The sequence below is a fragment of the Nocardia sp. NPDC058658 genome (genome assembly GCF_042716665.1).
In the GTDB taxonomy this organism is placed as follows: Bacteria; Actinomycetota; Actinomycetes; order Mycobacteriales; family Mycobacteriaceae; genus Nocardia.
In genome coordinates this window covers 13,074-37,413 of sequence record NZ_JBHXRR010000025.1, presented here as the reverse complement: position 1 = coordinate 37,413, position 24,340 = coordinate 13,074, and the positions used below count along the sequence as shown (strand labels likewise).

Here is a 24,340-nt window from a genome sequence, read left to right as displayed (position 1 = left end):
GCCATGACCGGGCCGACGAACACCCGGCGCGTTGAGCACACACGTCTATCCAGGGCCGGACCATGACCTCACTGTCGCCGGACAGCCTGCGAAGCAGCTGCCCATGAGACGATCAATCCTCTTCTGTCCCAGCAGGTTTCGCGGCGGCCTTCTTCGCTGGAGCCTTCTTGGCAGCCGTCTTCTTCGCGGTCGTCTTCTTGGCCGCGGTCTTCGTGGCCGTCTTCGTCGCGGTCGACTTGGCTGCAGCCTTCTTGGCAGGTGCCTTCTTGGCCGCCTTCTTCGCCGTCGTCTTCTTCGCAGCCTTCTTCACCGGACCACGCGCCCGGCGATCAGCCAACAGCTCGGACGCGCGCTCGTCGGTGATCGACTCGACCTCGTCACCCTTGCGCAGGCTCGCATTGGTCTCGCCGTCGGTGACGTACGGGCCGAAGCGGCCGTCCTTGATCACCATCGGCTTGTCCGTGGCGGAGTCATTGCCCAGCTCACGCAACGGCGCCGCGGCTGCCGCCTGACGTCCGCGACGCTTGGGCTCGGCGTAGAGCTTCAGCGCCTCCTCGAGGGTGACCGAGAACAGTTGATCCTCGGTTGCCAGCGAACGAGAGTCGGTGCCCTTCTTCAGGTATGGGCCGTAGCGGCCGTTCTGCGCGGTGATCTCCTCGCCCGACGTGGGGTCGTTGCCGACCACGCGGGGCAGCGAGAGCAGCATCAGCGCGTCGTCGAGGGTGATCTCGGCCAAGTCCATCGACTTGAACAGAGATCCGGTGCGCGGCTTGACCTCTGCCGCCTTCTTGGTCTTCTTCGCGGGCGCCGCATCCGGGTCGGGCGCGGGCGGTTCCGGCAGTACCTCGGTGACGTACGGGCCGAAACGTCCTTCCTTGGCGACGATTTCGTGTCCCGACACCGGGTCGACGCCGAGCGAACGACCCTCCTGCGGCGTCGAGAACAGCTTCTCGGCGACCTCGGGCGTCAGCTCATCCGGCGGCAGATCGTCGGGCAGGTTCGCCCGCTGCGAGATCCGATCCCCTTCGGGGTCATCGGGATTGATGATCATCCGCTCGAGATACGGACCGAAGCGGCCGACGCGGACCACGACGTCGCGGCCCTCTTCGTCGACGAACATCTTGATCGAGTTCACTTCGCGCGCGTCGATGTCGTCGAGCTGCACGGAGACCATCTTCTTCAGGCCACCCGAACGCGCGACCGAACCCTCGGCGCCGGACTCGCCACCGAAGTAGAAGGCGGACAACCAGTTTCCACGCTGCTCGCGACCACCGGCGATCGCGTCGAGGTCGTCCTCCATCGCGGCGGTGAAGTCGAAGTCGACGAGCCTGCCGAAGTAGGCCTCGAGCAGACCGACCACCGCGAACGCCACCCAGGCCGGGGCGAGCGCGCTGCCGCGCTTGTATACATAGCCTCGGTCGAGGATCGTCTTGATGATCGAGGAGTAGGTCGACGGGCGACCGATGCCGAGGTCTTCCAGCGTTTTGATCAGCGAGGCTTCGGTGTAGCGGGCGGGCGGGTTGGTGCTGTGACCGTCCGGGTTGAGCTCGACCGCGGTGACGCTCTGGCCCTCTTCCAGTGCGGGCAAACGGGATTCGGCGTCGTCGGACTGGCCGCCCGCCTCTTCGTCGACACTCTCGACATACGCCTTGAGGAAGCCCGCGAAGGTGATGGTGCGACCCGAAGCCGAGAACACGCACTCCTCGCCGGTGCGCGCGGTGCCGGTGATGCGCAGGGTCAGCGTGGTGCCGCGCGCGTCGACCATCTGCGAGGCGACGGTGCGCTGCCAGATCATCTCGTAGAGCTTGAACTCGTCGTTGTCGACCTTCGAGGCCAGCTGACCGGGCGTCATGAAGGTGTCACCCGAGGGACGAATCGCCTCGTGTGCCTCCTGCGCGTTCTTGACCTTGCGGGTGTACTGGCGCGGCGACGGCGAAACATACTCCGCGCCGTAGAGCTGGGTCGCCTGCGAACGAGCCGCCGCGATCGCCGACTCCGACAGCGTCGTGGAGTCGGTACGCATGTAGGTGATGTAGCCGTTTTCGTACAGCCGCTGCGCGACCCGCATCGTGCGCTCGGAGGTGAACCGCAGCTTGCGGCCCGCTTCCTGCTGCAACGTCGACGTCATGAACGGCGGATACGGCTTGCGCGTGTACGGCTTGGCCTCGGCCGAGCTCACCTCGAGCGCGGCGCCGTCGAGCGCCTCGGCCAGTCGACGGGCGTAGGCCTCGTCGAGCACGACCACGCCGGTGGCCGACTTGAGCTGGCCGTCGGAACCGAAGTCGCGACCGGAGGCGACGCGATCGCCCTGGACCTGCACCAGGCGCGCGCCGAACGTACGCGGGTTGGTCGAATCGGACTTCTCGTCGGGACCGGCGTCGAGCTTGGCGGCGATATCCCAGTACCCGGCGGAGCGGAACGCGATGCGCTCGCGCTCACGCTGCACGATCACGCGGGTGGCGACGGACTGCACGCGACCGGCGGACAGCCGCGGCATGACCTTCTTCCACAGCACCGGGGAGACCTCGTAGCCGTAGAGGCGGTCCAGGATGCGGCGGGTTTCCTGCGCGTCGACCAGATCGTTGTCGAGTTCGCGCGTGTCGGCGGCGGCCGCGAGGATGGCGGGCTCGGTGATCTCGTGGAAGACCATCCGGCGGACCGGGACCTTCGGCTTGAGCGTTTCGAGCAGGTGCCAGGCGATGGCCTCGCCCTCGCGGTCGGGGTCGGTGGCGAGGTAGAGCTCGTCGGCGTCGGCCAGCAAGCTCTTGAGCTCGGCGACCTTGGCCTTCTTATCCGGGTTCACCACATAGATCGGCTCGAAGTCGTGATCGACGTCGACACCGAGGCGCGCCCACGGCTGCCCCTTGTATTTGGCGGGCACGTCGGCGGCACCGCGCGGCAAGTCGCGGATGTGGCCCACCGAGGCCTCGACGGTGTAGTTACGACCCAGATAGGGCGCGATCTTGCGGGCCTTCGTCGGGGACTCGACGATCACGAGACGACGCAGGGGTCGGCCCTGGTCGGCTGAACTGCGGTCTCGTGTTGCCACCGGCGAACACCTTCCTTCTTGATCCGCGCGTCGGGAGGTCCGCTCGGTGCGCGGCTGGGGCTGACAGTGACGTTCGGACATCACCATCAGTGACGTTTATACCCTGCGCACTAGGGGTAGAGCTGCGTACCTGGCGGCTGGCGCCGCGGGCTCTCGGCCTGGAAGCCTCGATCTTCCCTCCCGCCGGGCACTCCTTCGTCGCACTGACAACGGTCAGACGTCCCGGGACCCTCTGGTCAGTCCAGATCAAGGCGGCCGAGAACCGAAAACCCCGCTGCCGTGGCCGATGCTACCCGGAAATGACTCGTCCCCCTCCTCCGCGTACGGAGGAGGGGGACGAGGCGTTGTTGTGTTTCGCAGCTCAGGAGAGCGCGCGAACGCCGGTAGCCTGGGGGCCCTTGGTGCCCTGGCCGACCTCGAATTCGACCTTCTGGTTTTCCTCGAGGGTACGGAAGCCCGTGCCCTGGATCTCCGAGTAGTGGACGAAGACGTCAGCTGAGCCGTCCTCAGGCGCGATGAAGCCGAACCCCTTCTCCGCGTTGAACCACTTCACAGTTCCCTGTGCCATTCTGTTTCCTTCTCTTTCTACCGGAATCGGCGGACAACTGGGTTCGTCCACCGGGCCCGTTCCGACCGCTGTACTGTTGGTCCCCCTGCAAGGAAATCCTGAGCACGGCGTTCGCAACAACGATCCTGCTGATGGTTTGGACCTTGGATCCGTCCCTCGAACACAGAAGCTTGCGACCGAGACCCAGTGAACCATGTCTTTGGGCAATTCGACAGTCGAGTTACCGACTATTTGCAAAATTCATGATCTTGCGAATGTGCAGGTAAGGGAGAGATTGGGTGTATCCGTACTTTTGGTCTGTTTGCTTCTAGATAACCGAGTGAGCTTCCAGCAAACTTGCTGTGACCCAGATCGCTACTGGGTTACGAAATCCCAGGTAGTGGTTGGCGCACACACACGTTTCACACTTCGCGTGTCGCGTGAGAGGAGGACCGGATGAATCCGGCAGACCGGACCGAGCTCCGAGCGCGCAAAGCGAGCGACAGCTACGGGCGATCGTTGCTGAATCGTGTCCTGACCGAAGCGGCCGCAGGCGGCAACCCGTTGACCCACGTGGCCGAGCTGCCCGCGCAGCGCGCCACCACCACCGAATGGCCGGACTGGGTGCCATCGGAGCTGGTCACAGCCCTGGACGCGCAAGGGATCGAGCTGCCGTGGGCACACCAGACCCGCACGGCCGAGCTGGCGGCGGGCGGAAACCATGTGGTCGTGAGCACGGGAACAGCGTCGGGGAAGTCGCTCGGCTACCAACTGCCGGTGCTCACCGCGCTGCACGACGACCCGCGCGCCACCGCGCTGTACCTGTCGCCCACCAAGGCGCTCGGGGCCGATCAGCTGCGTGCCGTCGGCAGCCTGATTCACGACAACCCCCTGCGTGAGGCCCATCCGGCGAGCTACGACGGCGATACGCCGGCCGAGATCAGGCAGTGGGTGCGGGCCAACGCGCGCTGGATCTTCACCAATCCCGACATGCTGCACGTCGGGATTCTCCGCTCACATCAGCGCTGGGCGCGGGTGCTGCGAAACCTGCGATATGTGGTGGTCGACGAATGTCACGCATATAGAGGAGTGTTCGGTTCGCATGTCGCGCTGGTGCTGCGCAGGCTGCGCCGACTCGCTCAGTTCTACGGCGCGGACCCGGTGTTCATCCTGTGCTCGGCCACCAGCGCCGATCCGGCAGCGTCGGCAGGCAGGCTGATCGGGGCGCCGGTCACCGCGGTCACCGAGGACTGCTCGCCGCGCGGCGCACGGACTGTCGCGCTGTGGGAACCGCCGCTGAGTGCGACCGTGACCGGGGAGAACGGGGCGCCGGTGCGACGGACCGCTACCAGCGAAGCAGCCAAGATCATGGCCGCCCTGGTGGCCGAGGGCGCGCGGACGCTCACCTTCGTTCGTTCGCGGCGCGGTGCCGAGCTGATCGCGCTCGACGCTCGGCGCGTGCTCGCGGAAACAGCGCCTGAGCTGCAGGAAAGGGTGGCGGCATATCGGGCGGGTTACCTGGCCGAGGACCGGCGCGAGCTCGAGCAGTCGCTGTCGCAGGGGACCTTGCTCGGGGCGGCCAGTACCAATGCGCTCGAGCTCGGTGTGGATATCGCGGGCTTGGATGCGGTGGTCATCGCCGGTTTTCCGGGGACGGTCGCCTCGTTCTGGCAGCAGGCGGGACGGGCGGGCAGGCGGTTGCAGGGTTCGCTGGTGGTGCTCGTAGCTACCGACGATCCACTCGACACCTACCTGGTGCACCACCCGGAAGCGCTGCTCGACCGGCCGATCGAGGCCACCATCACCGACCCGTACAGCCCCTACATCCTCGGCCCCCAGCTGCTGTGCGCGGCGATGGAACTGCCGCTCACCGACGAGGAGGTGAGCGAGTACCGGGCCGACGAAGTACTGGCTGACCTGGCCGAACAGGGCTTGATCCGGCGCAGGACGAGCAGCAGGGGCGCACGCTGGCACATCACCGCGCACACCCACCCGCACGACGATGTCGACGTGCGCGGCGGGCTCGGCTCGCCGGTCGCGATCGTCAACGCCGAAACCGGGCGACTGCTCGGCACCGCCGACGCGGGCCGGGCACCCGCCACGCTTCACACCGGGGCTGTGCACCTACACCAGGGCGAGACCTATCTGGTCGACGAACTCGACCTCGAGGGCGGTGTCGCGTTCGTCAACGAGGTGGATCCCGGCTTCACCACCAGCTCTCGGCAGGTCACCTCGATCACCGTCGAAGGGGTGATCGAGGAGCGCGCGTTCGGTGCCGTCACCGCGGCATCGGCGCAGGTCGCGGTCACCAACCAGGTGGTCGGCTACCTGCGGACTCTGGTGACCGGCGAGGTGCTCGACCAGGTGGAGCTCGATCTGCCCGCGCACACGCTGCACACCAAGGCTGTGCTCTACACCGTCACGCCCCAACTGCTCGCGGCCGCGGACATCTCCGACGAACAGTTGCCCGGCGCATTGCACGCGGCCGAACATGCCGCCATCGGCATGTTGCCGCTGGTCGCGGGGTGCGACCGCTGGGACATCGGCGGTGTCTCCATCGCCGAACATCCGGACACCGGGGCGCCGACAGTGTTCGTCTACGACGGCCAGCCGGGTGGCGCAGGGTTCGCCGAGCGTGGGTTCGCCCAGCTCACGGACTGGTTGTCGGCCACGTTGAGCGTGATCCGCAGCTGTGAGTGTCAGGACGGGTGCCCCTCGTGTGTGCAGTCGCCCAAGTGCGGCAACGGCAACAACCCGCTGGACAAGGACGCCGCCGCGCGCTTGCTCGGCGCCGTTCTCGGCGAACTGGCGACCCACGGCGACCCCGCTGTTTCGTGATGTCCCCGCGCCCACCACGTGACCGGCGATACACCCGGCTCGCGGAATGCTGGTCACTTGTCCGAATTAGTGTTGACCAGCGACGATATATACAGGAGTGCTCGCCGCCCGAATAAAAAGGACCACTTTTATATTAACTGGTCCATAGCCAACCGGAACCGGAGGTACCGCTTGCTCCTTTCTTTCATTTTTTTCTTGCACAGATCAAAGAATGCGCATGAAATAGCGCAAACACCCTTCCGGTAAATTCCGAATTGGTTCGGTGCGGAACAACCACCGACCAGTGATAACACTTCTGCGTCACCCATTCTCTTCCACCGGACCCGCCCTGGCCGAAGCTCGCACCGAACGCGTGCCGAACACTCCCGCCGTTACGTTCGCCTCGACATCGACAACAACGTCCCATTGCGCCACGGCACATCGGCGCACCTTCGCTCCCATCCGTCGAGCGACCTCGGAAGCCTCCGCGCACCCGACCTCCGCGCCTTCCGCCAGCATCACCGCCGCGGCCAAGGCACCCAGATCTGCGGCCCCCTGCGCCCGGTGCCGAGCGACCACCACCGCGCCCACTTGCGCGACCACCAGCGTGAAACAGATCAACGCCGCCAGCACCACACACACGAACACCGTCGCCCCGCCCTCATCCCCCGCCGATCCGCTTCTTGCCGGCCGACTGGCGGCATCCGCCCATCTCGCGGTCACGACTGCACTCCTGGCTCGGTGACGGCCACCGCTTCGGCGCGCAGGCGTAAGCCGGGCAAGAGCGGGGTTCCTGCGGCGACAGTGGCAATCACCCGGTCTCCCTCGGTCCGGAGTTCGACGGATGCGCCTGGCGGGGCCACCGTCTTACCTGCGGTGATCGCGCGCGAGGTGTCGCCACGAGCGGCCAACCGGGCGGTTTCGCGAGCCGCGTCGACACAGCGGACCTGGGTGGATCCGGCGAGCAGCGCGCCGATACAGAGAGCTACCGCGGCGACGAGGGCGGCGAGGGCGATGGCGGCCTCGACCGTCACCGCACCCGCATCGCCACCGAAAGCGCTTGTGCTGGTGTGTATTACACGCTCGTGTTGAGCGCCTTGTCGATGATCCCGGTCAGCGCGCTGACGATGCTGTCCCCGGTCACCACCCCGTAGAGCACCGCCCCGAAGGCCGCCGCGGCGATCGTCCCGATGGCATATTCCGCCGTGGACATCCCGTCGTCGTCGATCAGCAGATGGGTGAATCGGGTGCGGGCCCCCAGGTATACCGCGTGGACGAACGTCATCGTGATCCCCTCTCTGGTTGCACCGCGCGGCTGATCCGCGCGGTGAAGATTCGGTGGCCTCGTCGAGGCCGGTCACAGCAGCCCACCGCCGCCGAGCACGCGGTCCGCGAGGCCGATGACGACCGGGACGATGCCGAGACAGACGAAAGCGGGCAGGAAGCACAGGCCGAGCGGTCCACCGATCAGCACGCCTGCCCGTTCGGCGCGTGCGACGGCGGCGTCTTCGACGGCTTCGCGGCGCTGCGTGGCGAGTTCGCCGACCGCGGCGGCCAGCGAAGCGCCGGAGCGAGCCGAGCGCCGCGCCATCCTGGCCAGGGACTCCACGTCGTCGGCACCCGGCGACCCGACGGCATCCGCGGCGGCCCGTTCCCACGCCGTCGCCGCGTCGGCGCCCAGTGCGAGCAGGTCCGCGGCCCGGAGCAATGCGGCCCGGAGCACCGGCGGCGCGGTCGGCGCACTCGCTCGCGCGGCCGCTGCCATCGGCAGGCCCGCCCGCAGACAGGCGGCCAGTAGATCGAACGCGGACGCCGACCCGAGCGGGTCGACCTTCGCGGCCTCGCCTGATCCGGCAGCGCAGACCGATGCCGGACCGAGCCCTCGCATCCGTCGGCTCACCGCCACCCGCCCCGGTAACAACGCCATCGCCACCGCCGCGATCAACAACGCCTCCGGCGAAGCAACTCCAGCTATCGACTGCACAGCGACCCCTCCTCGAAGTTTCATCCACACCTACCCACAGCGCCTCGGCAGCCGGTACCCACCCGAGCGATCCGGGTCAGGCTGTGCTCTTGCGGGTGATGACATCTGTCCACAGCAATCCACAGCAGGCCAGGGCCGCGCCGAGTGGGAGGAGTAGTTCGCCTGCCGGGGTGGTGAACAGGATGGTCAGTGGGGCGGCGCCCATCAGTTGGCCAAGGCCGATACCTACCAGCGGGAGGCCCGCCAGGACGGTGGCGGAGGCTCGGGCGCCTGCGAGAGCCGCTTCGGTGCGGTCGCGGAAGCGGATGCGGCCGAGGAGGTCGGTTCTGGCGGCGGCCAGTAGTTCTGCCAGTGCCAGGCCGTGTTCTTCGGCCACGCGCCAGGCGGCGGCGATCCTCGACAGTTCTTCGGCCACCACCGAATCCGGTTGCACCCAGCCGTCGGCTCCCGAACCGCCGAGTCGGCTGCGCCCCGCACTGATCGCCAGGACGCGAGCAGCTTCGCCACGCGACTCGCCCGCGGCGGACTCGGCCGCCGCGCTCGGATGGGCGCCGACGCGGAGTTCACCGACAACGGCTTCGAGTCCTGCCAACAGGTATCCACATTCACGGCGACGTTGGCGGTCACCTCGTCCGCGCCGTTTCCGTACCGCCACAGTGGCTCCCAGCATGAGGGCCGCCGATCCGACACCAGGCCCGAAAGCGAATGCTGTGCAGCCCAACGCGATTCCTGCACACCAGTCCACAGGTACCCGCCTCGGCTTACTGCGCCCGCCCGCGCCGAACATGCGCGCGAACCGACGCTGACCGCCCGCCGCCGGTAGTACCAGCACCGCAACCGCGCAGCAGAGCAATGCGCCACCCCGATCGCTCATCCGAGTCGCACCTCGAGCAGTCGTTGGAGTTCAGTGGTCGCGGGAGCGGGGCTGCTGTCCGAGCGCCAGGCCGGGACGATGTGCACGCCGTCGGAATCGCGTTGCAGGACACCGATTTCGCAGAGTGCGCGGGTGCCGTCGGATCGGCGGTGGACGTGGAGGACCACCTGGACGGCGGCTGCCAGTTGGCTGTGCAGGGCAGCCCGGTCCATCCCGCCCAGGGCCGCCAACGCTTCCAGGCGGGCCGGGACCTCCTGGGGCGAGTTGGCGTGGACGGTGCCCGCTCCCCCGTCGTGACCCGTGTTGAGCGCGGTGAGTAGGTCGACTACTTCCGCGCCACGTACCTCCCCGACGACTATGCGATCCGGACGCATTCGCAAGGCCTGTCGAACGAGGTCACGGACCGTAACCGCGCCCACCCCTTCGACATTGGCGGTGCGGGCGACCAGGCGTACGACGTGGGGATGGACCGGAGCCAGTTCGGCGGCGTCTTCGACGCAGACGATCCGTTCGGCAGGATCGACCGCCGCGAGCAAGGCTGAGAGCAACGTGGTTTTCCCTGCTCCGGTACCTCCCACGACGAGGAAGGCGAGCCGGGCGCGGACGATGTCGCCGAGTAGTCGGTGGGCGTCCGGTGGGATAGAGCCGGCCGCTGCCAGAGCGTCGAGGCCCTGGGTTGCGGGGCGCAGGATTCGCAGGGACAGACAGGTGCCGTCGTGGGCTACGGGGGCGAGGACGGCGTGGAGTCGGACGCCGAACGCATCGCCCAGCGTCGCTTCGGTGCCGGCCAGTTTGCCGTCGACCCAGGGTTGGGCATCGTCGAGGCGCCGACCCGCTGCCAGGGCCAGGCGCTGGGCGAGTCGGCGCACAGCGGCTTCGTCGGCGAAACGAACATCGGTCAGCTCCAATCCACGGCCACGATCGACCCACACCGAATCCGGCGCTGTGACAAGGACATCGGCGACGCGAGGATCGTGCAGCAACGGCTCGAGCAGTCCCGCCCCGGTCATCTCGGTTTGCAGCAGACGCAGTGCCCGGAGCAGGTCGGTGTCGGCGAGCACGCCGCCCGCTTCGGTACGGATAGCGGCCGCCAGCTGTGCGGCATCAGGGACGCCCGGATGTTCGGCGAGGCGTTCGCGGACGCGCTCGAGGAGGTCGACGGTGACAAAGGAGGTCATGTCGCGGCGCCTCCGTCCGGGCGAACGGCCGCATCGGAGACTCGCCTGCGCCCGGAGACGGCGGCATCAGTTCCGGCCATCGCCAAGACGACATCGGAGACTCGCCGATGCGTTGCGACGACGACGGCCGTGTCGGGAACTCGCCGGTACCTGGCGAGGGTCGCGGTCATGCGTCAGCTCCGACCATGGCCAGTACGGCGTCGGCGGCGTCTCGCAGGGGGCCGCGGCGGCGCACACTCAGACCGCCGCGTTCGAGACGGGATGCCAGGCCCGCCTGCCCGCGAACCGCCGCCAGGAGCGGCAAGCCGAGCAATTCGGCCACCTCCGCACCGCGTAGACCGCCGGGCGCGGGACCACGAACAATCAAGCCGCAGTTAGGATTTCGTTCGCTGAGATAGGCCGCGACGACTTCGGCCGCGGCGATCGAGCGCAGCCGCGCCGGGACAACGAGGACGACCAGGTCGGCGGCATCGAGCATTGCGTCGGCTGCGGGCCCACGCTCGGACGAGACATCACAGACAACGAGATCGCCCGCATCCCTGCCGGATTCGATGACCGCGCGCACCGCCGCTGGAGAAAGTTCGGTCGATGCACATCCATCCACAGGCACCGACCCGGTCGGCCCGGAGCCGCCCGGACGCACTCGCCCGCAGGACAGCACCGCCAAGCCTGGAGACCCGGCGGGCAACGCATTGTGCAGTGCCGCGGCGGACACCCGCCCGTCTTCGATGATCAGGTCGGGCCACCGCAGCCCCGGCACGTTCTCCATGCCCAACACCAGGTCGATCCCGCCGTCGAGTGGGGCACCGTCGATCAGCACTGTGTCGCGGCGGACCCGGCGTGCGGCTCCGCGCAGTGCGGTGGCGGCCGCGAGGGTGGACGCACCAGCCCCGCCACCCGCTCCGACCACCGCGACGACTATCCCTTCACCTGTACGAGATTCGGCGTGCTCGGCGAACTGTTCGACCAGCGCGACAGCACCCGTCGGCAACGCGACAACCCGTTCGGCACCCACCGCCGTCGCCGCCTGCCAGTCGGGCACGGCGGGCTCTCCTTCGGTGACCAGCACCACCCCGGTCCGGCGCGGACAGCCGGCCGAAGCGGCAGCCACCGCGGCGGCGGTATCGAGGATCACCATCCCGGCCCCGGCCCACGTATGTCGGCCGACAGGCATCACCCGTTCATCGGTGACGCGCTCGGCGGCCGCCGCGACTCGACGGACCTCCGCACGCAACCGTTCATCACGCACGAGCACGAGAGCGGGCGCGATCTGTGGCGAGCCACTGCGCATCGGGACTGGGTTCATGCCACTCAGCGTTGCCGAGCGAGGAAGTTGTCAACAGCCCGAAAACGCCAATTGTGGATAACTCGGGGGTGTGGAGAAGTTTTACGTTCTGCCCCGGAATAGAGGACGGCCCCAGCCGGGGGGGAGGAGGCTGGGGCCGTCGGGTTCAGCCCCGGGGGGTCGGGCTGAACGCGCCTGGACTAAGTCCAGGTGCCAGCAATACTACACCCACCCCCTGCCGCGGGCGCAAGTAGCATTCGCCGACATTCTTCGGCGATTCGCAGCTTCCGGCGTCCTCGGAGCAAACCCTTTTCCACGGTGCGGACGGCCGATCCTGCGGCGCGCGCGGCTGATGCCTATTCTGTTGTCGTGACGCCAGAACGCGACCAGACCTCGCCTACGGGCACAAGACTCGGCATATCGGGCGCCGGTCCGGCGCCGGGCGGGCGGGTCGCCGCGTTCTTCGATCTCGACAAAACGGTGATCGCGAAGTCGAGCGCGTTCGTGTTCAGCAAACCGTTCTACGCACAGGGTCTGCTCAACCGCAGAGCCGTGTTGGAGAGCAGCTACGCGCACTTTTTGTTCCTGCTTTCCGGTGCCGATCACGACCAGATGGAACGGATGCGGGCAAACCTGGCGAACATGTGCGCGGGCTGGGATGTGGAACAGGTGAAAACCATTGTGGCCGAGACACTTCACGATCTCGTCGACCCACTGATCTACGCCGAGGCCGCCGATCTGATCGCCGATCACAAGATCCGCGGCCACGATGTGGTGATCGTGTCGGCCTCCGGCGAGGAGATCGTCGGGCCGATCGCCGAGGTGCTCGGCGCCTCGCACACCGAGGCGACCCGTATGGTGGTCGAAGACGGCAAGTACACCGGCGACATCGAGTTCTACTGCTACGGCGAGGGCAAGGTCTCCGCTATCGAAAAGCTCGCCGTCGAGCAGGGTTACGACCTGTCGCGGTGCTACGCCTACTCCGATTCGGTGACCGATGTGCCGATGCTCAGCGCGGTCGGCCATCCCACCGCGGTGAACCCCGACCGTGCGCTGCGCAAGGAAGCCGCGAACCGCGGCTGGCCGGTGCTCATGTTCTCCAATCCGGTCTCGCTGTGGTCGCGTTTCCAGACGCCGTCGACCACCACCGTGGCCGCGACGGCCGCCGTCGGGCTGAGCGCGATCATCGCGGGCGCGATCAGCTACCGACTGCTACGCAAGCGGCGCTGACCCGCCCCCACCAGCACGAATCTCCGAGCGACACGCCGAATTCACGGGTATTCGGTTATGCCTCCGAAACCCTTGATGTGAGTGCCGTCACAGTGTAAGAATGGAGTCACGGAAGGACGGAAGGCCAAGACGGAGCCGGAAGAGAAGGTTTCGCCTCCCATCCCACCCTTCCCAGCACGGACGCCAGGCACCCACGCGGAGCGCGCCGCGACAAGGCCGAAAGAGTTGTGGGCCTGCGAAATCCGAGCCGACGTCGGCGAACGCCTCGCACAGGTTGCGGGGATGAACCGGCGAGGTTGGGATGATCGCCGAGGCCACCGAACACAACCCACCCTGCACGCTTGGTAACCGGGTGTTCCGTGCTAGCGGGCGGTGAGGTCGAGCAATCGACAACGCCGCCCGTTTCGATGTGCGCAGTCAGTTCAACGGCCGGCTCAGCCCGCCGCCGCGTCGGCGATCGAGTTGGCCTCGCGAGCGCCGTCTTCCAGCGCGCCCGCGCAGAACAGCACCCAACCGCCCACGCCCTCCGCGGTGCCCATGCCGAATCCGGCGGCCGCGTCGAGGTAGGCCTGACGGCGGCGCAACCAGAACACCTCGGGCACGCCGAGACTGCGCGGATCGAGCCCGCTCGCCACCGCGACCAGGCGCGACGCCGCGCGCGCGACAACCCCGTCGCCGGTGCCGAACGGACGCAACGACAGCAGCTCGCCGTGCACGACCGCCGCGACGACAGGGGCGGGCGCCTTGCTGGTCTGCACCGTTTGCGCGAGCATGTCCAGCCGTTCGGCCACCCCAGGAGTCGAGCGCGGACGCCCCAGTTCCTGCTCGTCGGTCACCAGGTCGGCGGCGGCGAGCAGATGCAGCCGGGCCAGCGCCTGCAGCGGAGCGCGCCGCCAGGTGCCGACGAGATTGGTGAGCGCGTCACCGTCGAGCGCCTGCCCCACCCGCAACGCCCCCGCCAGCACCGGATCGCTGACCTGACCGTCGGCGGGCAGATCGGTACTCGCCCCCTCGATGGCAGCAGACGAACGCGCGGCACGAACAGCGGCTTCGGCAGCGGTCGTCGCCCACCCACGCCGGTTCGACTTGTGCCGGTGCACGGCCGCGAGCGCATCGCGCGCCTTGTCGGCGGCCTCTAGCACGCCGGGCAGGTCGACAAGGGGCTGCAGCGGATCAGTCACGGCATGGAGGTTACCGCCCGGACAGTGCGGCCCCCACGGTCACATACAACCCACGCACCGTAGGCCAACTCCGATCCGGCCAAGGCACCTCCGCCAACCGCTTAGCCGCCGGCGTCTTGGCCCGACGCCGCCGCGCCTCCCGCTCCGCATACCGCTCAGCATCAATACGATCCACCGGCGTCTCCAACCCTGAGAACAACCCGCACCACCTCGGACAACCCCACGCTACGCCGACAACCCAGGCCAGCAAACAACTTCGAGGCCCCAACTATCCCAACACTTCCCAGCCACCCACGCGCACCCCAGGCCGTCCTCACCCCTCAGGCCTCAGCCCAACTCCCATGCACCCCGAGCCGTCCCCACCTCTCACACCTCCGCCCGTGCACCCCGGGCTGTCCCCGTCCTCCACACCTCCGCCCGTGCACCCCGGGCTGTCCCAGGCTTCCACACCTCCCCCGTGCACCCCAGCCTGTCCCCGTCCTCCACACCTCCCCCGTGCACCCCAGCCTGTCCCCGTCCTCCACAACCCTCCCAACCCACCCACCGCACTCCCGACCCTTAGGGAGGGACGGCCACGAAGTGGCCGGCCGGCGGCCCCTTGGGGCCGCGACTCGAGCGCGCCAGCGCTCCAATAAACACAGCCCCAAACCACCCGGGACAACCCAAACCCCGGAGCCACGCGACACAACCCATCCGGGACTACCAACCCCGAGCCGTGCCGCGCAGCCCGACCGCCCACACCTACCCCGTCAACAACTCCCGACCAGGAATCGCCTCGAGCAACGCCCGCGTGTACTCCTCCCGAGGAGACGCGAACACCTCATCGGTAGTAGCAGCCTCCACCACCTTCCCCTCCCGCATTACCAGCACATTGTCCGCGATCTGCCGAACAACAGCCAGGTCATGAGTGATGAACAGGTAAGTCAGCCCCAACTCGGCCTGAAGGTCGTTGAGCAGCGTGAGGATCTGGGCTTGGACCAACACATCCAAAGCCGAGACCGCCTCGTCGCACACCACCATCTCCGGCGAAAGGGCAAGCGCACGAGCGATAGCCACCCGCTGACGCTGCCCACCGGACAACTCGTTCGGATACCGCCGTAGCACCGACGCCGGCAACGACACCTTGTCGAGCAGATCGCGCACCACCGCTTCACGCTCGGCAGGCGTGCCGATCTTGTGCACCCGCAACGGTTCCTCGATCGTCCGGAAGATCGAGTACATCGGATCGAGCGACCCGTAGGGATTCTGGAAGATCGGCTGCACCCGACGCCGGAACGCGAACGCCCCCTTGGCATCCAGCTTCGCGACATCCTTACCGTCGAAAGACACAGTCCCCGAAGTAGGTTCGAGCAGCCCGAGCACCATCTGCGCGATGGTCGACTTGCCGGACCCCGACTCACCGACGATCGCCGTGGTCGTCCCGCGACAGACCGTGAAACTCACATCGTCGACAGCCACGAAATCGTTGGACTGCCACGGCCGCTTACCGCGAATCTTGAACGCCTTGGACAGGTTTCGCACATCCAGCACGGTGTCGGGCAACGCCTTCTCCGCCCCGGCGACCTCGACAGCCTGCGCACGAACCTCGGCCCGCTGCCGCGACGACGACATCCGCGAAGCCGCCAACGACGGCGCCGAGTTCACCAGCTTCTTCGTGTACGCATGCTGCGGATCCCGCAGAATCTGCAGCGCCGGACCGGATTCCACCACCTTGCCGCGATACATCACCACCAGATGCTCGGCGCGTTCGGCAGCGAGACCGAGGTCGTGGGTGATCAGCAGCACCGCGGTGCCCAGCTCGGTGGTGAGCTTTTCGAGATGGCCGAGGATCTGACGCTGGACCGTAACGTCCAACGCCGAGGTCGGCTCGTCGGCGATCAGCAGTTTCGGCCTGCACGAAAGCCCGATGGCGATGAGCGCGCGCTGACGCATACCGCCGGAGAACTCGTGCGGATACTGGTTCACTCGACGTTCGGCATCCGACATCCCCGCCTCGGCCAGCAGCTCCACCGAGCGCTTACGCGCCTCGTCACCCTTGGCGATGCCGTTGGCCTCCAGGGTTTCCCGGATCTGGAAGCCGATCTTCCACACCGGGTTCAGGTTCGACATCGGGTCCTGTGGGACCAGGCCGATGCCGTTGCCGCGGATCGCGACGATCTCCTTCTCCGACGCCGTCGTCAGGTCCTTGCCGTCGAACACGATCGAGCCACCGGTCACCTTGCCGGAGCCGGGCAGCAGGTCGATGATCGCGTGCGCGGTCGTCGACTTGCCCGAACCGGATTCGCCGACGATGGCGACGGTCTGACCGGGATAGACGGTGAGGTTCACGCCGCGAACAGCGGGGACCTCCTTGCCGTCGGAGGTGAAACTGACGTCCAGGTCACGGATTTCGAGCAGGGGTGTGGTCTTGTCGAGGTTCATCGGGTGCGCTCCTTCGGATCGAGCGCGTCGCGCACCGCGTCACCGAGCATGATGAAGCTCAGCACCGTGATGGCCAGCGCGGTCGCCGGATAGAACAGGATCGGCGAGGTACGGATCTCGGTCTTGGCGCGGTCGATATCTGCACCCCACGACACGATGCTGGGCGGCAGGCCGACGCCGAGGTAGGACAGCGTCGACTCGGTGACGATGAAGACGCCGAGCCAGATCGTGGCGACCACGATCAGCGGACTGGCCGAGTTGGGCAGCACGTGCCGCAGCAGCGTGCTCAGCCGCGACACACCCAAAGCCTTGGCGGCGGTGACATATTCGCTGTTCTTGGCCTCGATCACCGCGCCACGCGTGATGCGCGCGGCCTGTGGCCAGGTGAAGGCCACCAGGATCGTCACAACCGTCGCGATCCCCGCGGGCCGCAGCAGCTGCAGCAGCACGATCGCGGCCAGCACCATCGGAATGGCGTAGAAGATCTCGGCGATACGCGAGACGATCGTGTCGAGCAGACCACCGTAGAAGCCGGAGATCGCGCCGAGCACGCCACCGACCAGCAGGAACAACACCGCAGAGGCGATGCCGACGGTCACCGAAGCGCGCGCGCCGTAGATGGTGCGCGCGAAGACATCACAGCCCTGCTTGTCGAAACCGAACGGATGACCCGCCCGCGGGCCGTCCATGCCGAACTCGCCGAAGCACTGGCGGGGGTCCTGGCTGGTGAACAGCGAGGGCCACACCACCACGAGCATGACGAAAACGATCAGTACCACCGATACCAGGAACACCGGGTTGCGGCGCAGTCGACGCCACGCGTCGCCCCAGATGCTGGTCGGGGTGCCCTGGTCGAGGACGCGGTCGGTGGCGAGCACCTCCACCTCGTCGGCGGGGGCCACGAAATGCTGCTGTTTGTCATGCATAGCGGATCCTCGGGTCCAGTGCGGCGTAGAGCAGGTCGATCACGAGGTTGACGAGCAGGAACAACACCACCAGCACCGTCACGAACGACACCACCGTCGGTGGCTCGCCGCGGATGATCGCCTGGTACATGGTGCCGCCGACGCCGGGGATGTTGAAGATGCCCTCGGTGACGATCGCGCCCGCCATCAGCGCCCCGAAATCGGCGCCGAGAAAGGTGACGACCGGGATCATCGAATTGCGCAGAATGTGCACGGTCACCACGCGGCGGCGCCCGAGCCCCTTCGCCGTTGCCGTGCGTACGAAATCGGCGGATTTGTTCTCCGCCACCGAATTCCGGGTCAGGCGAAGAACATAGGCGAACGACAGCGACCCGAGCACGAACGCGGGTACGATCAGCTCGCCGATACTCGCTTTACCCGTCACGGTGACCGGGGCGATCCCCCACTTCACACCGAGCAGGAATTGCGCGAGATAGCCGACCACGAATACGGGCAGCGCGATGATCACCAGGCTCGCGATGAGCATGGTGGAATCGAACAGCTTGCCCTTGCGCAACCCGGCGATCAAACCGAACACGATGCCGAAGAAGCCTTCGATCAGCACCGCGAGAAACGCGAGTTTGATGGTGATCGGGAAGGCGCGTTCGAGTTCGTCACGCACCGGCCGCCCCGAGAACGAGGTGCCGAAATCGAGTGTGACGATCCCCTTCAAGTAATACAGATACTGCATGATGAATGGCTGATCGAGGTGATAGCGCGCGCGCAGCACCGCCTCGGCGGCGGGCGTCATCTGCTTCTCACCGGCCAACGCCTTGATCGGGTCACCCGGAATCAGAAATACCATCGCGTAGATGAGTAGCGTCGCGCCCAGGAATACCGGGATCATCTGGAGCAGCCGCCGAAGTATGTACCAAGCCATCATTCGCCTTTCGAAAACGCCGGGGGCCGAGCCACTTTCAGTGACTCGGCCCCATGGTCGAGTTCTACTTCTCGATGTTCTCGAAGTCGAAAAGGCCGTTCCAGCCGAGCTCGGCATTGGTGACCTTGTCGGATATACCCGCGGCGGCGACATAGTCGAACACCGGGATGTCGACCATTTCCTTCAGCATGATCGTCTGGGCCTGCGCGATCAGCTTGTAGGACTCCTCGTTGGACGGCGCGGCCAGCGCGGCGTCGAAGAGGCGATCGACCTCGGGGTTGTTGAAGTTGACGTTGTTGGTCTCGGAGTAGCTGTAGTACTGCGAACCGAGGAACTGCATCATCGTCGGGTAGTCACCCTGCCAGCCGTAACGGAAGGCGGTGCCGATGGTTTCGGCGTTCACCGCGTCACGGATGTTCTTGAACGTCGGCATCGGGTTGGCGACCGCGTCGATGCCGAGGGTGTTCTTCACACTGTTGGCCACGGCTTCGATCCAGGCCTGGTGGCCGCCGTCGCTGTTGTAGGTGATGGCGTACTGGCCCGACCACGGCGAGATGGCGTTGGCCTGTTCCCAGAGCTTCTTGGCCTGGTCCGGGTTGTATTCCAGCGCTTCCGAACCCGGCAGTTTGCCGTTGAAGCCCGGCAGGGTCGAGGCGGTGAAGTCCTTGGCCGGGTTACGAAGGCCGTTGAAGATCTTGTCGGCGATCTGCTGGCGGTTGATGGCCATCGAGATGGCCTTGCGGCGCAGCACGCCTTCCTCACCGGCGAAATGCGGCACGTTGGTCTGGATGCCGATGTGCTGGTTCTGCGCGGTCGGCTTGGTGATCGCACGGTCGCCGAGATCGCTCTTGTAGCTGGTGATCGCGCTGTCGGGAATGGTGTCGAGCGCGTCGAGGTTACCGGCCTGCAGATCCGCGTATGCGGTGTCGTAGGACTGGTACATCACGAAACTGATGCCCTTGTTCTTGGCCGGACGGCCACCCTTGTAATCCGGGTTGGGCTTCACGTCGATCTTGACGTTGTGCTCCCAGGTTTCCAAGGTGTAGGGGCCGTTGCTGATCGGCTTCTCGCCGTAGGCCTTCATATCCTTGAACGCCACCTCGGGCAGCGGATAGAAAGGCGCGTAGCCGAGCGCGCTCTCGAAGTCGATCGAGGGCGCCTTCAGGTCCACCGTGAAGGTGCGGTCATCGACCACCTTCAGGCCCGACATCGTTTTCGTCGTCGCGTTCTCGGCGCCGACTTCGTCGAAGCCGGCAATCGGGGAGTACACGTAGCTCTGCAGCTGCGCGTTTTCGGCTGCCGCACCGTAGTTCCACGCGTCGACGAACGACTTCGACGTCACCGTGGTGCCGTCGGAGAATTTCCAGTCCGGCTCGAGTGTGATCTTGTACGACTTGCGATCGGTCGTCTCGATCTTCTCGGCCATCTCGTCGTGGGCTACCCCGTTGGCGTCGTAGTACTTCAGCCCGGCGAACAATCGGTCGACAACACGTCCGCCCATGTTCTCATTGGTGTTGCTGGGCACCAACGGGTTCTGCGGCTCACCCGCATTGGTGGTGACGATGCTCGAATCAGCACTGTCGTCGGACGAGCACGCAGTGAGACTGAGGCTCGTGGCCGCCAGTCCCGCCGCGACCAGCGCGGTCGCTCTGATGAATCTCAACGCTCTCTCCCGGTTCAATTCCGTGGCTAACGGTCGGAGGTTAGCGGCTCGGGCACGATTTTGCATCGATCCGAGCCATTTCCGCTTCACATGTATCGATACGGTTACTCGCTGGAAACGCAGGAAGATTTGCCGAACCCCTCCTGTTCGGCAGGAAAAATATGAACAAAACTCGGAATGGTCAGCTGAACCGTTGAGTAAAAACGATAGCCCGGAACCGGTCGGTCTGTCCGCGAAGTCATCGGATGAACTAGTCCTATTGACCGCCGCGAAACATCGCTGAGACAACGACCGACGGCGGCGGGGGTCTGTTGACTACTGTCGAGACAGCTGGGCCCACCCCGACCGCACTGCCGCACGTGAGGCTGAACCGACATGACCGAAACCGCTGCAGGCCACCAGGACTCGTATCCGCCGAGTGCTGCGTTCGCCGCCGACGCCAATGCCGACGCCACGCTCTACGACCGCGCCGAGACCGACCGCGACGGATTCTGGGCCGAGCAGGCCGACCGACTGCACTGGCACAAACCCTTCACCGAAGTACTCGACTGGAGCAACGCTCCGGTCGCCCGCTGGTTCGGCGACGGCGAGCTCAATGTCGCCTACAACTGTGTCGACCGACACGTGCTCGACGGACACGGCGAACAGGTCGCAATCCACTGGGAAGGCGAGCCGGGTGATTCTCGTAACATCACCTACCAGGAACTGCTCGACGAGGTCTCGCGGGCGGCGAACTACCTGACCGAACTCGGGCTCGAGTCGGGCGATCGGGTGGCTATCTATATGCCGATGGTGCCCGAGGCGATCGTGTCGATGCTGGCATGCGCGCGGCTGGGGCTCACCCACTCGGTGGTGTTCGCGGGATTCTCGCCGAGCGCGCTGCGTCAGCGGGTCGACGACGCCGAGGCCCGGTTGATCATCACCACCGACGGGCAGTGGCGGCGCGGCAAGCCCGCACCGCTCAAGGAGGCCGTCGACGAGGCGCTGGCCGCCAAGGGTGACGTGCCCTCCTCGGTGGAGCACGTGTTGGTGGTGCGCCGGGTCGGCACGGAGGTGCCGTGGACCGATGGGCGCGATCTGTGGTGGCACGAGACCGTGGCGGCGGCGTCGCCGGTGCACGAGGCGAAGGCCTTCCCCGCCGAGCATCCGCTGTTCATCCTCTACACCTCCGGCACCACCGGAAAGCCCAAAGGCATCCTGCACACCACCGGCGGATACCTCACTCAAGCCGCCTATACCCACCACAACGTCTTCGATCACCAAGCCGGACAAGACGTTTACTGGTGCACCGCCGACATCGGCTGGGTCACCGGACACAGCTACATCGTCTACGGACCCCTCGCCAACCGCGCCACCCAAGTCGTCTACGAGGGAACACCCAACTCCCCCAACGAACATCGCCACTTCGAGATCATCGAAAAATACGGCGTCACCATCTACTACACCGCACCCACGTTGATCCGTACGTTCATGAAATGGGGACGCGAGATCCCCGACGCCCATGATCTGAGCACCCTGCGACTGCTCGGCTCCGTCGGCGAACCCATCAACCCCGAAGCATGGCGCTGGTACCGAGAAGTGTTCGGCGCCAACGCGACTCCGATCGTCGATACCTGGTGGCAGACCGAAACCGGCGCCATCATGATCTCGCCACTGCCCGGCGTCACCGCCACCAAACCCGGCGCCGCGATGGGCCCGCTGCCCGGCATCTCCGCGACGGTCGTCGACGAAGAGGGCAAACCGGTGCAGCTCGGGGAGACCGAGGCCAACGGGTACCTCGTGCTCGACAAGCCGTGGCCGTCGATGCTGCGCGGCATCTGGGGCGATATGGATCGCTACCGGTCCACCTACTGGGAGCGCTACGCCGAGCAGGGGTGGTACTTCGCAGGCGACGGTGCCAAGCTCGACGCCGACGGTGACCTGTGGGTGCTCGGCCGGGTCGACGACGTCATGAACGTCTCCGGGCATCGCATCTCCACCGCCGAGGTCGAGTCCGCGCTGGTCGGGCATCCGGCGGTCGCCGAGGCCGCGGTGGTCGGCGCGTCCGATGCGACCACCGGGCAGGGCATCGTCGCGTTCGTCATCCTCACCGGTTCGGCTACCGCGGCCGAGGGGCTCGTGGCCGAATTGAAGGCGGAGGTGTCCAAGGAGATCAGCCCGATCGCCAGGCCGCGCGAGATCCACATCGTGCCGGAACTGCCGAAGACGCGCAGCGGCAAGATCATGCGCAGGCTGCTGCGCGACATCGCCGAGGGGCGCGAGCTCGGCGACACCTCGACGCTGGTCGATCCGGGCGTTTTCGAGGCCATTCGCACCTCGAACAACTGACGGCGCCGGGCCGGTGACACCTGATGTCGTCGGCCCGGTCCGTTAGGATCGCCGCAACTGGTGTGCCGGGAAGTCTGGTCGGCATGCGGTCGTGCATCGAGTCGATGAGCGCCCGCAGCAGCGTCGACCCCTGCCGGAAGGCTTGCCCTTGATCACGCGCGTTCGCTCCGAGCTCAACCGATACCTACGCACCGAAACCGTCGGCGGCGCCCTGCTGCTCGTAGCCGCCGCGGTGGCCCTGATCTGGGTGAACTCGCCGTGGGGCGCGAGCTATCAGACGCTGATCGACACCCACCTCGACATCCCCGCGCTGCACCTGGACCTCACCCTGGCCGACTGGTCGAAGGACGGGTTGCTCGCGATCTTCTTCTTCGTCGCCGGGCTCGAGCTCAAACGCGAGTTCGTGGTCGGCGAGCTCCGCGACCCGAAACGGGCCGCGCTGCCGATCATCGCCGCGGTGGGCGGAGTGATCACGCCGGCCGTGATCGCGCTCGTGGTGGGCAACGGGGCGCCCGGCATGGACAACGGCTGGGCCATTCCGGTGGCCACCGACATCGCCTTCGCGCTCGCGATCCTCGCGATGACCGGCTCGCGGATCCCCACCAGCGCGCGAGTGTTCCTGCTCAGCCTGGCCGTGGTCGACGATCTGCTCGCCATCGTGCTCATCGCGGTGCTGTTCACCGCCTCGCTGTCGCTGCTGTGGCTGGTCGCCGCCCTCGCCTGCTGCGGCGCGTGGGCGCTGGCCCAGAAATTCCGGCTGCACACGCCGCTGTTCTACATTCCGGTCGCGCTGGTGTGCTGGTACGCGCTGCACGAGGCCGGCATTCACCCGACGCTGGCCGGTGTCGCGCTCGGGCTGCTCACCAGAGTGCGCAAGGATCCCGGCGAGAAAACCGCGCCCGCCACGCACCTCGAGCATGTGGTGCAACCGATCTCGGCCGGGTTCTGTGTGCCGGTGTTCGCACTGTTCGCCTCCGGTGTGCCGCTCAACAGCGCGGTGTTCGGATCGCTGTTCACCGACCGGCTCGCACTGGCGATCATCCTCGGCTTGTTGCTCGGCAAGACGATCGGAATCTTCGGGGTGAGCTGGGTCGTGATCAAGCTCGGATGGGCGAAACGCCCAGCCGGACTGGAGTATCGCGACATGTTCGCCCTGTCGGTACTGGGCGCGATCGGGTTCACCGTTAGCCTACTGGTGGCGGAACTCGCGCTCGCCGACGTCGGCACCGAGGCTGTTGATCTTGCCAAGGCCGCCGTTCTGGTTACCTCGATGGCAGCATCACTGCTCGGATCGGCGCTACTGTTGCGCCGAGGACGTGTGCACCAGGCGCGCCGCGATGCAGACCGTTTGCCACGCCGCGAAGCGGACCAATTATCACAGGGAGAAGGGTCGACGAAGTGAGTTACACCCAAGGCGGAAATGACGGTCGGACGGTCACCTCGATCCCGTTGACCGACGCCAATCCGCCCGGATCGGCCAGCATCGGCAGTCTCGTGCGCGATGCCACCGAGCAGATGTCGACGCTGGTGCGCGCCGAGGTGGCACTGGCCAAGGCCGAGGTCACCGGCGAGATCAAGAAGGGGCTCACCGGCAGCGTCTTCTTCATCCTCGCGCTGGTGGTGCTGCTGTTCAGCTCGTTCTTCTTTTTCTTCTTCATCGCCGAACTGCTCGACGTGTGGCTGGCTCGCTGGGCCGCGTTCCTGATCGTGTTCGCGCTGATGGTCCTGGCCACCGTGGGGCTCGCGCTGCTGGGCTGGCTCAAGGTCCGCAAGGTGCGCGCGCCGGAGAAGACGATCGGCTCGCTCAAGCAGACCGCCGAGGTGCTGCCCGCCGCATTCGCCCATCGTGAGACCACTCCGTCGCTGGAGAAGTCGAGCAACCGATGACGCGCCGGGCGGGCCCGGTCGCAACAGCCCTACCCGCCCACTAGGCTCGAT

The 24,340-nt window shown here is 66.6% G+C and carries 20 protein-coding genes; 5 read left to right on the top strand and 15 right to left on the bottom strand.

What is annotated here, in order from left to right; all coding sequences use genetic code 11:
• Positions 1-112 precede the first annotated feature (112 nt).
• Together topA and ACFWUP_RS26465 are read right to left on the bottom strand one after the other, a co-directional pair.
• Positions 113-3,049 (bottom strand): type I DNA topoisomerase, encoded by a 2,937-nt coding sequence (gene topA, locus ACFWUP_RS26470; protein WP_379238679.1) that lies wholly within the window; start codon positions 3,047-3,049, stop codon positions 113-115.
• Positions 3,050-3,410: 361 nt separating this feature from the next.
• Positions 3,411-3,617 carry a cold-shock protein gene (locus ACFWUP_RS26465; RefSeq protein WP_019044597.1) on the bottom strand — a complete coding sequence of 69 codons (207 nt, stop codon included), beginning with the start codon at positions 3,615-3,617 and terminating at the stop codon, positions 3,411-3,413.
• Positions 3,618-4,052: 435 nt separating this feature from the next.
• Between ACFWUP_RS26465 and ACFWUP_RS26460 the strand changes: the two genes are divergently transcribed.
• Positions 4,053-6,434: a DEAD/DEAH box helicase gene (locus ACFWUP_RS26460; protein WP_379238678.1), complete on the top strand. Its 2,382-nt coding sequence runs from the start codon at positions 4,053-4,055 to the stop codon at positions 6,432-6,434.
• 300 nt (positions 6,435-6,734) lie between these two features.
• Here the strand turns inward: ACFWUP_RS26460 and ACFWUP_RS26455 are convergent, their stop codons facing one another.
• The 8 genes from ACFWUP_RS26455 to ssd form a co-directional block, all read right to left on the bottom strand.
• A complete protein-coding gene (locus ACFWUP_RS26455; RefSeq protein ID WP_379238677.1) occupies positions 6,735-7,136 on the bottom strand; it encodes an Rv3654c family TadE-like protein in 402 nt (133 codons plus the stop codon).
• Positions 7,133-7,447: a TadE family type IV pilus minor pilin gene (locus tag ACFWUP_RS26450; RefSeq protein ID WP_379238676.1), complete on the bottom strand. Its 315-nt coding sequence runs from the start codon at positions 7,445-7,447 to the stop codon at positions 7,133-7,135. Before ACFWUP_RS26450 ends, ACFWUP_RS26455 begins: the two co-directional genes overlap by 4 nt.
• 41 nt (positions 7,448-7,488) lie before the next feature.
• A complete protein-coding gene (locus ACFWUP_RS26445) occupies positions 7,489-7,698 on the bottom strand; it encodes a DUF4244 domain-containing protein (RefSeq protein ID WP_379238675.1) in 210 nt (69 codons plus the stop codon).
• Positions 7,699-7,770: 72 nt separating this feature from the next.
• A complete protein-coding gene (locus tag ACFWUP_RS26440; protein ID WP_379238674.1) occupies positions 7,771-8,421 on the bottom strand; it encodes a type II secretion system F family protein in 651 nt (216 codons plus the stop codon).
• A 52-nt stretch (positions 8,422-8,473) separates the two neighbouring features.
• Positions 8,474-8,989, bottom strand: a complete 516-nt coding sequence (locus ACFWUP_RS26435; RefSeq protein ID WP_379238673.1) for a type II secretion system F family protein — start codon at positions 8,987-8,989, stop codon at positions 8,474-8,476.
• Positions 8,990-9,267: 278 nt separating this feature from the next.
• Positions 9,268-10,449 carry a TadA family conjugal transfer-associated ATPase gene (locus tag ACFWUP_RS26430; protein WP_379238672.1) on the bottom strand — a complete coding sequence of 394 codons (1,182 nt, stop codon included), beginning with the start codon at positions 10,447-10,449 and terminating at the stop codon, positions 9,268-9,270.
• Positions 10,446-10,619 carry a hypothetical protein gene (locus tag ACFWUP_RS26425; RefSeq protein ID WP_379238671.1) on the bottom strand — a complete coding sequence of 58 codons (174 nt, stop codon included), beginning with the start codon at positions 10,617-10,619 and terminating at the stop codon, positions 10,446-10,448. Before ACFWUP_RS26425 ends, ACFWUP_RS26430 begins: the two co-directional genes overlap by 4 nt.
• A complete protein-coding gene (ssd, locus tag ACFWUP_RS26420) occupies positions 10,616-11,755 on the bottom strand; it encodes a septum site-determining protein Ssd (RefSeq protein WP_379238670.1) in 1,140 nt (379 codons plus the stop codon). The genes ACFWUP_RS26425 and ssd overlap by 4 nt, the downstream gene beginning before the upstream one ends.
• Before the next feature lie 396 nt (positions 11,756-12,151).
• Between ssd and ACFWUP_RS26415 the strand changes: the two genes are divergently transcribed.
• Positions 12,152-12,964 carry an HAD-IB family hydrolase gene (locus ACFWUP_RS26415; RefSeq protein ID WP_379238729.1) on the top strand — a complete coding sequence of 271 codons (813 nt, stop codon included), beginning with the start codon at positions 12,152-12,154 and terminating at the stop codon, positions 12,962-12,964.
• Positions 12,965-13,398: 434 nt separating this feature from the next.
• Here ACFWUP_RS26415 and ACFWUP_RS26410 read toward each other — a convergent pair whose 3' ends face one another.
• The 5 genes from ACFWUP_RS26410 to ACFWUP_RS26390 form a co-directional block, all read right to left on the bottom strand.
• Complete coding sequence (locus ACFWUP_RS26410; protein ID WP_379238669.1) at positions 13,399-14,145, bottom strand: oxidoreductase; 747 nt, start codon at positions 14,143-14,145, stop codon at positions 13,399-13,401.
• Between the two features lie 741 nt (positions 14,146-14,886).
• Positions 14,887-16,566 carry an ABC transporter ATP-binding protein gene (locus tag ACFWUP_RS26405; protein WP_379238668.1) on the bottom strand — a complete coding sequence of 560 codons (1,680 nt, stop codon included), beginning with the start codon at positions 16,564-16,566 and terminating at the stop codon, positions 14,887-14,889.
• Complete coding sequence (locus ACFWUP_RS26400; protein ID WP_379238667.1) at positions 16,563-17,492, bottom strand: ABC transporter permease; 930 nt, start codon at positions 17,490-17,492, stop codon at positions 16,563-16,565. Before ACFWUP_RS26400 ends, ACFWUP_RS26405 begins: the two co-directional genes overlap by 4 nt.
• Positions 17,485-18,411: an ABC transporter permease gene (locus tag ACFWUP_RS26395; protein WP_379238666.1), complete on the bottom strand. Its 927-nt coding sequence runs from the start codon at positions 18,409-18,411 to the stop codon at positions 17,485-17,487. The genes ACFWUP_RS26400 and ACFWUP_RS26395 overlap by 8 nt, the downstream gene beginning before the upstream one ends.
• A 64-nt stretch (positions 18,412-18,475) precedes the next feature.
• The gene (locus ACFWUP_RS26390; protein ID WP_379238665.1) at positions 18,476-20,074 is read right to left on the bottom strand and encodes an ABC transporter substrate-binding protein; all 1,599 of its coding nucleotides are present in this window, start codon (positions 20,072-20,074) and stop codon (positions 18,476-18,478) included.
• A 375-nt stretch (positions 20,075-20,449) separates the two neighbouring features.
• Here ACFWUP_RS26390 and acs point away from each other — a divergent pair, with 375 nt between their 5' ends.
• The 3 genes from acs to ACFWUP_RS26375 all read left to right on the top strand — a co-directional run bounded on the left by acs (position 20,450) and on the right by ACFWUP_RS26375 (position 24,289).
• Positions 20,450-22,402, top strand: a complete 1,953-nt coding sequence (gene acs, locus ACFWUP_RS26385) for an acetate--CoA ligase (protein ID WP_379238664.1) — start codon at positions 20,450-20,452, stop codon at positions 22,400-22,402.
• A gap of 148 nt (positions 22,403-22,550) precedes the next feature.
• The gene (gene nhaA / locus ACFWUP_RS26380; RefSeq protein ID WP_379238663.1) at positions 22,551-23,804 is read left to right on the top strand and encodes a Na+/H+ antiporter NhaA; all 1,254 of its coding nucleotides are present in this window, start codon (positions 22,551-22,553) and stop codon (positions 23,802-23,804) included.
• Complete coding sequence (locus ACFWUP_RS26375; protein WP_379238662.1) at positions 23,801-24,289, top strand: phage holin family protein; 489 nt, start codon at positions 23,801-23,803, stop codon at positions 24,287-24,289. The genes nhaA and ACFWUP_RS26375 overlap by 4 nt, the downstream gene beginning before the upstream one ends.
• Positions 24,290-24,340: the final 51 nt, after the last annotated feature.

Coding starts and splice junctions, on each gene's coding strand:
- ACFWUP_RS26465 (WP_019044597.1), bottom strand. CDS start 3,617: ATGGCACAGGGAACTGTGAAGTGGTTCAACGCGGAGAAGGGGTTCGGC.
- ACFWUP_RS26460 (WP_379238678.1), top strand. CDS start 4,053: ATGAATCCGGCAGACCGGACCGAGCTCCGAGCGCGCAAAGCGAGCGAC.
- ACFWUP_RS26445 (WP_379238675.1), bottom strand. CDS start 7,698: ATGACGTTCGTCCACGCGGTATACCTGGGGGCCCGCACCCGATTCACC.
- ACFWUP_RS26440 (WP_379238674.1), bottom strand. CDS start 8,421: ATGAAACTTCGAGGAGGGGTCGCTGTGCAGTCGATAGCTGGAGTTGCT.
- ACFWUP_RS26430 (WP_379238672.1), bottom strand. CDS start 10,449: ATGACCTCCTTTGTCACCGTCGACCTCCTCGAGCGCGTCCGCGAACGC.
- ACFWUP_RS26425 (WP_379238671.1), bottom strand. CDS start 10,619: ATGACCGCGACCCTCGCCAGGTACCGGCGAGTTCCCGACACGGCCGTC.
- ssd (WP_379238670.1), bottom strand. CDS start 11,755: ATGAACCCAGTCCCGATGCGCAGTGGCTCGCCACAGATCGCGCCCGCT.
- ACFWUP_RS26405 (WP_379238668.1), bottom strand. CDS start 16,566: ATGAACCTCGACAAGACCACACCCCTGCTCGAAATCCGTGACCTGGAC.
- ACFWUP_RS26400 (WP_379238667.1), bottom strand. CDS start 17,492: ATGCATGACAAACAGCAGCATTTCGTGGCCCCCGCCGACGAGGTGGAG.
- ACFWUP_RS26395 (WP_379238666.1), bottom strand. CDS start 18,411: ATGGCTTGGTACATACTTCGGCGGCTGCTCCAGATGATCCCGGTATTC.
- acs (WP_379238664.1), top strand. CDS start 20,450: ATGACCGAAACCGCTGCAGGCCACCAGGACTCGTATCCGCCGAGTGCT.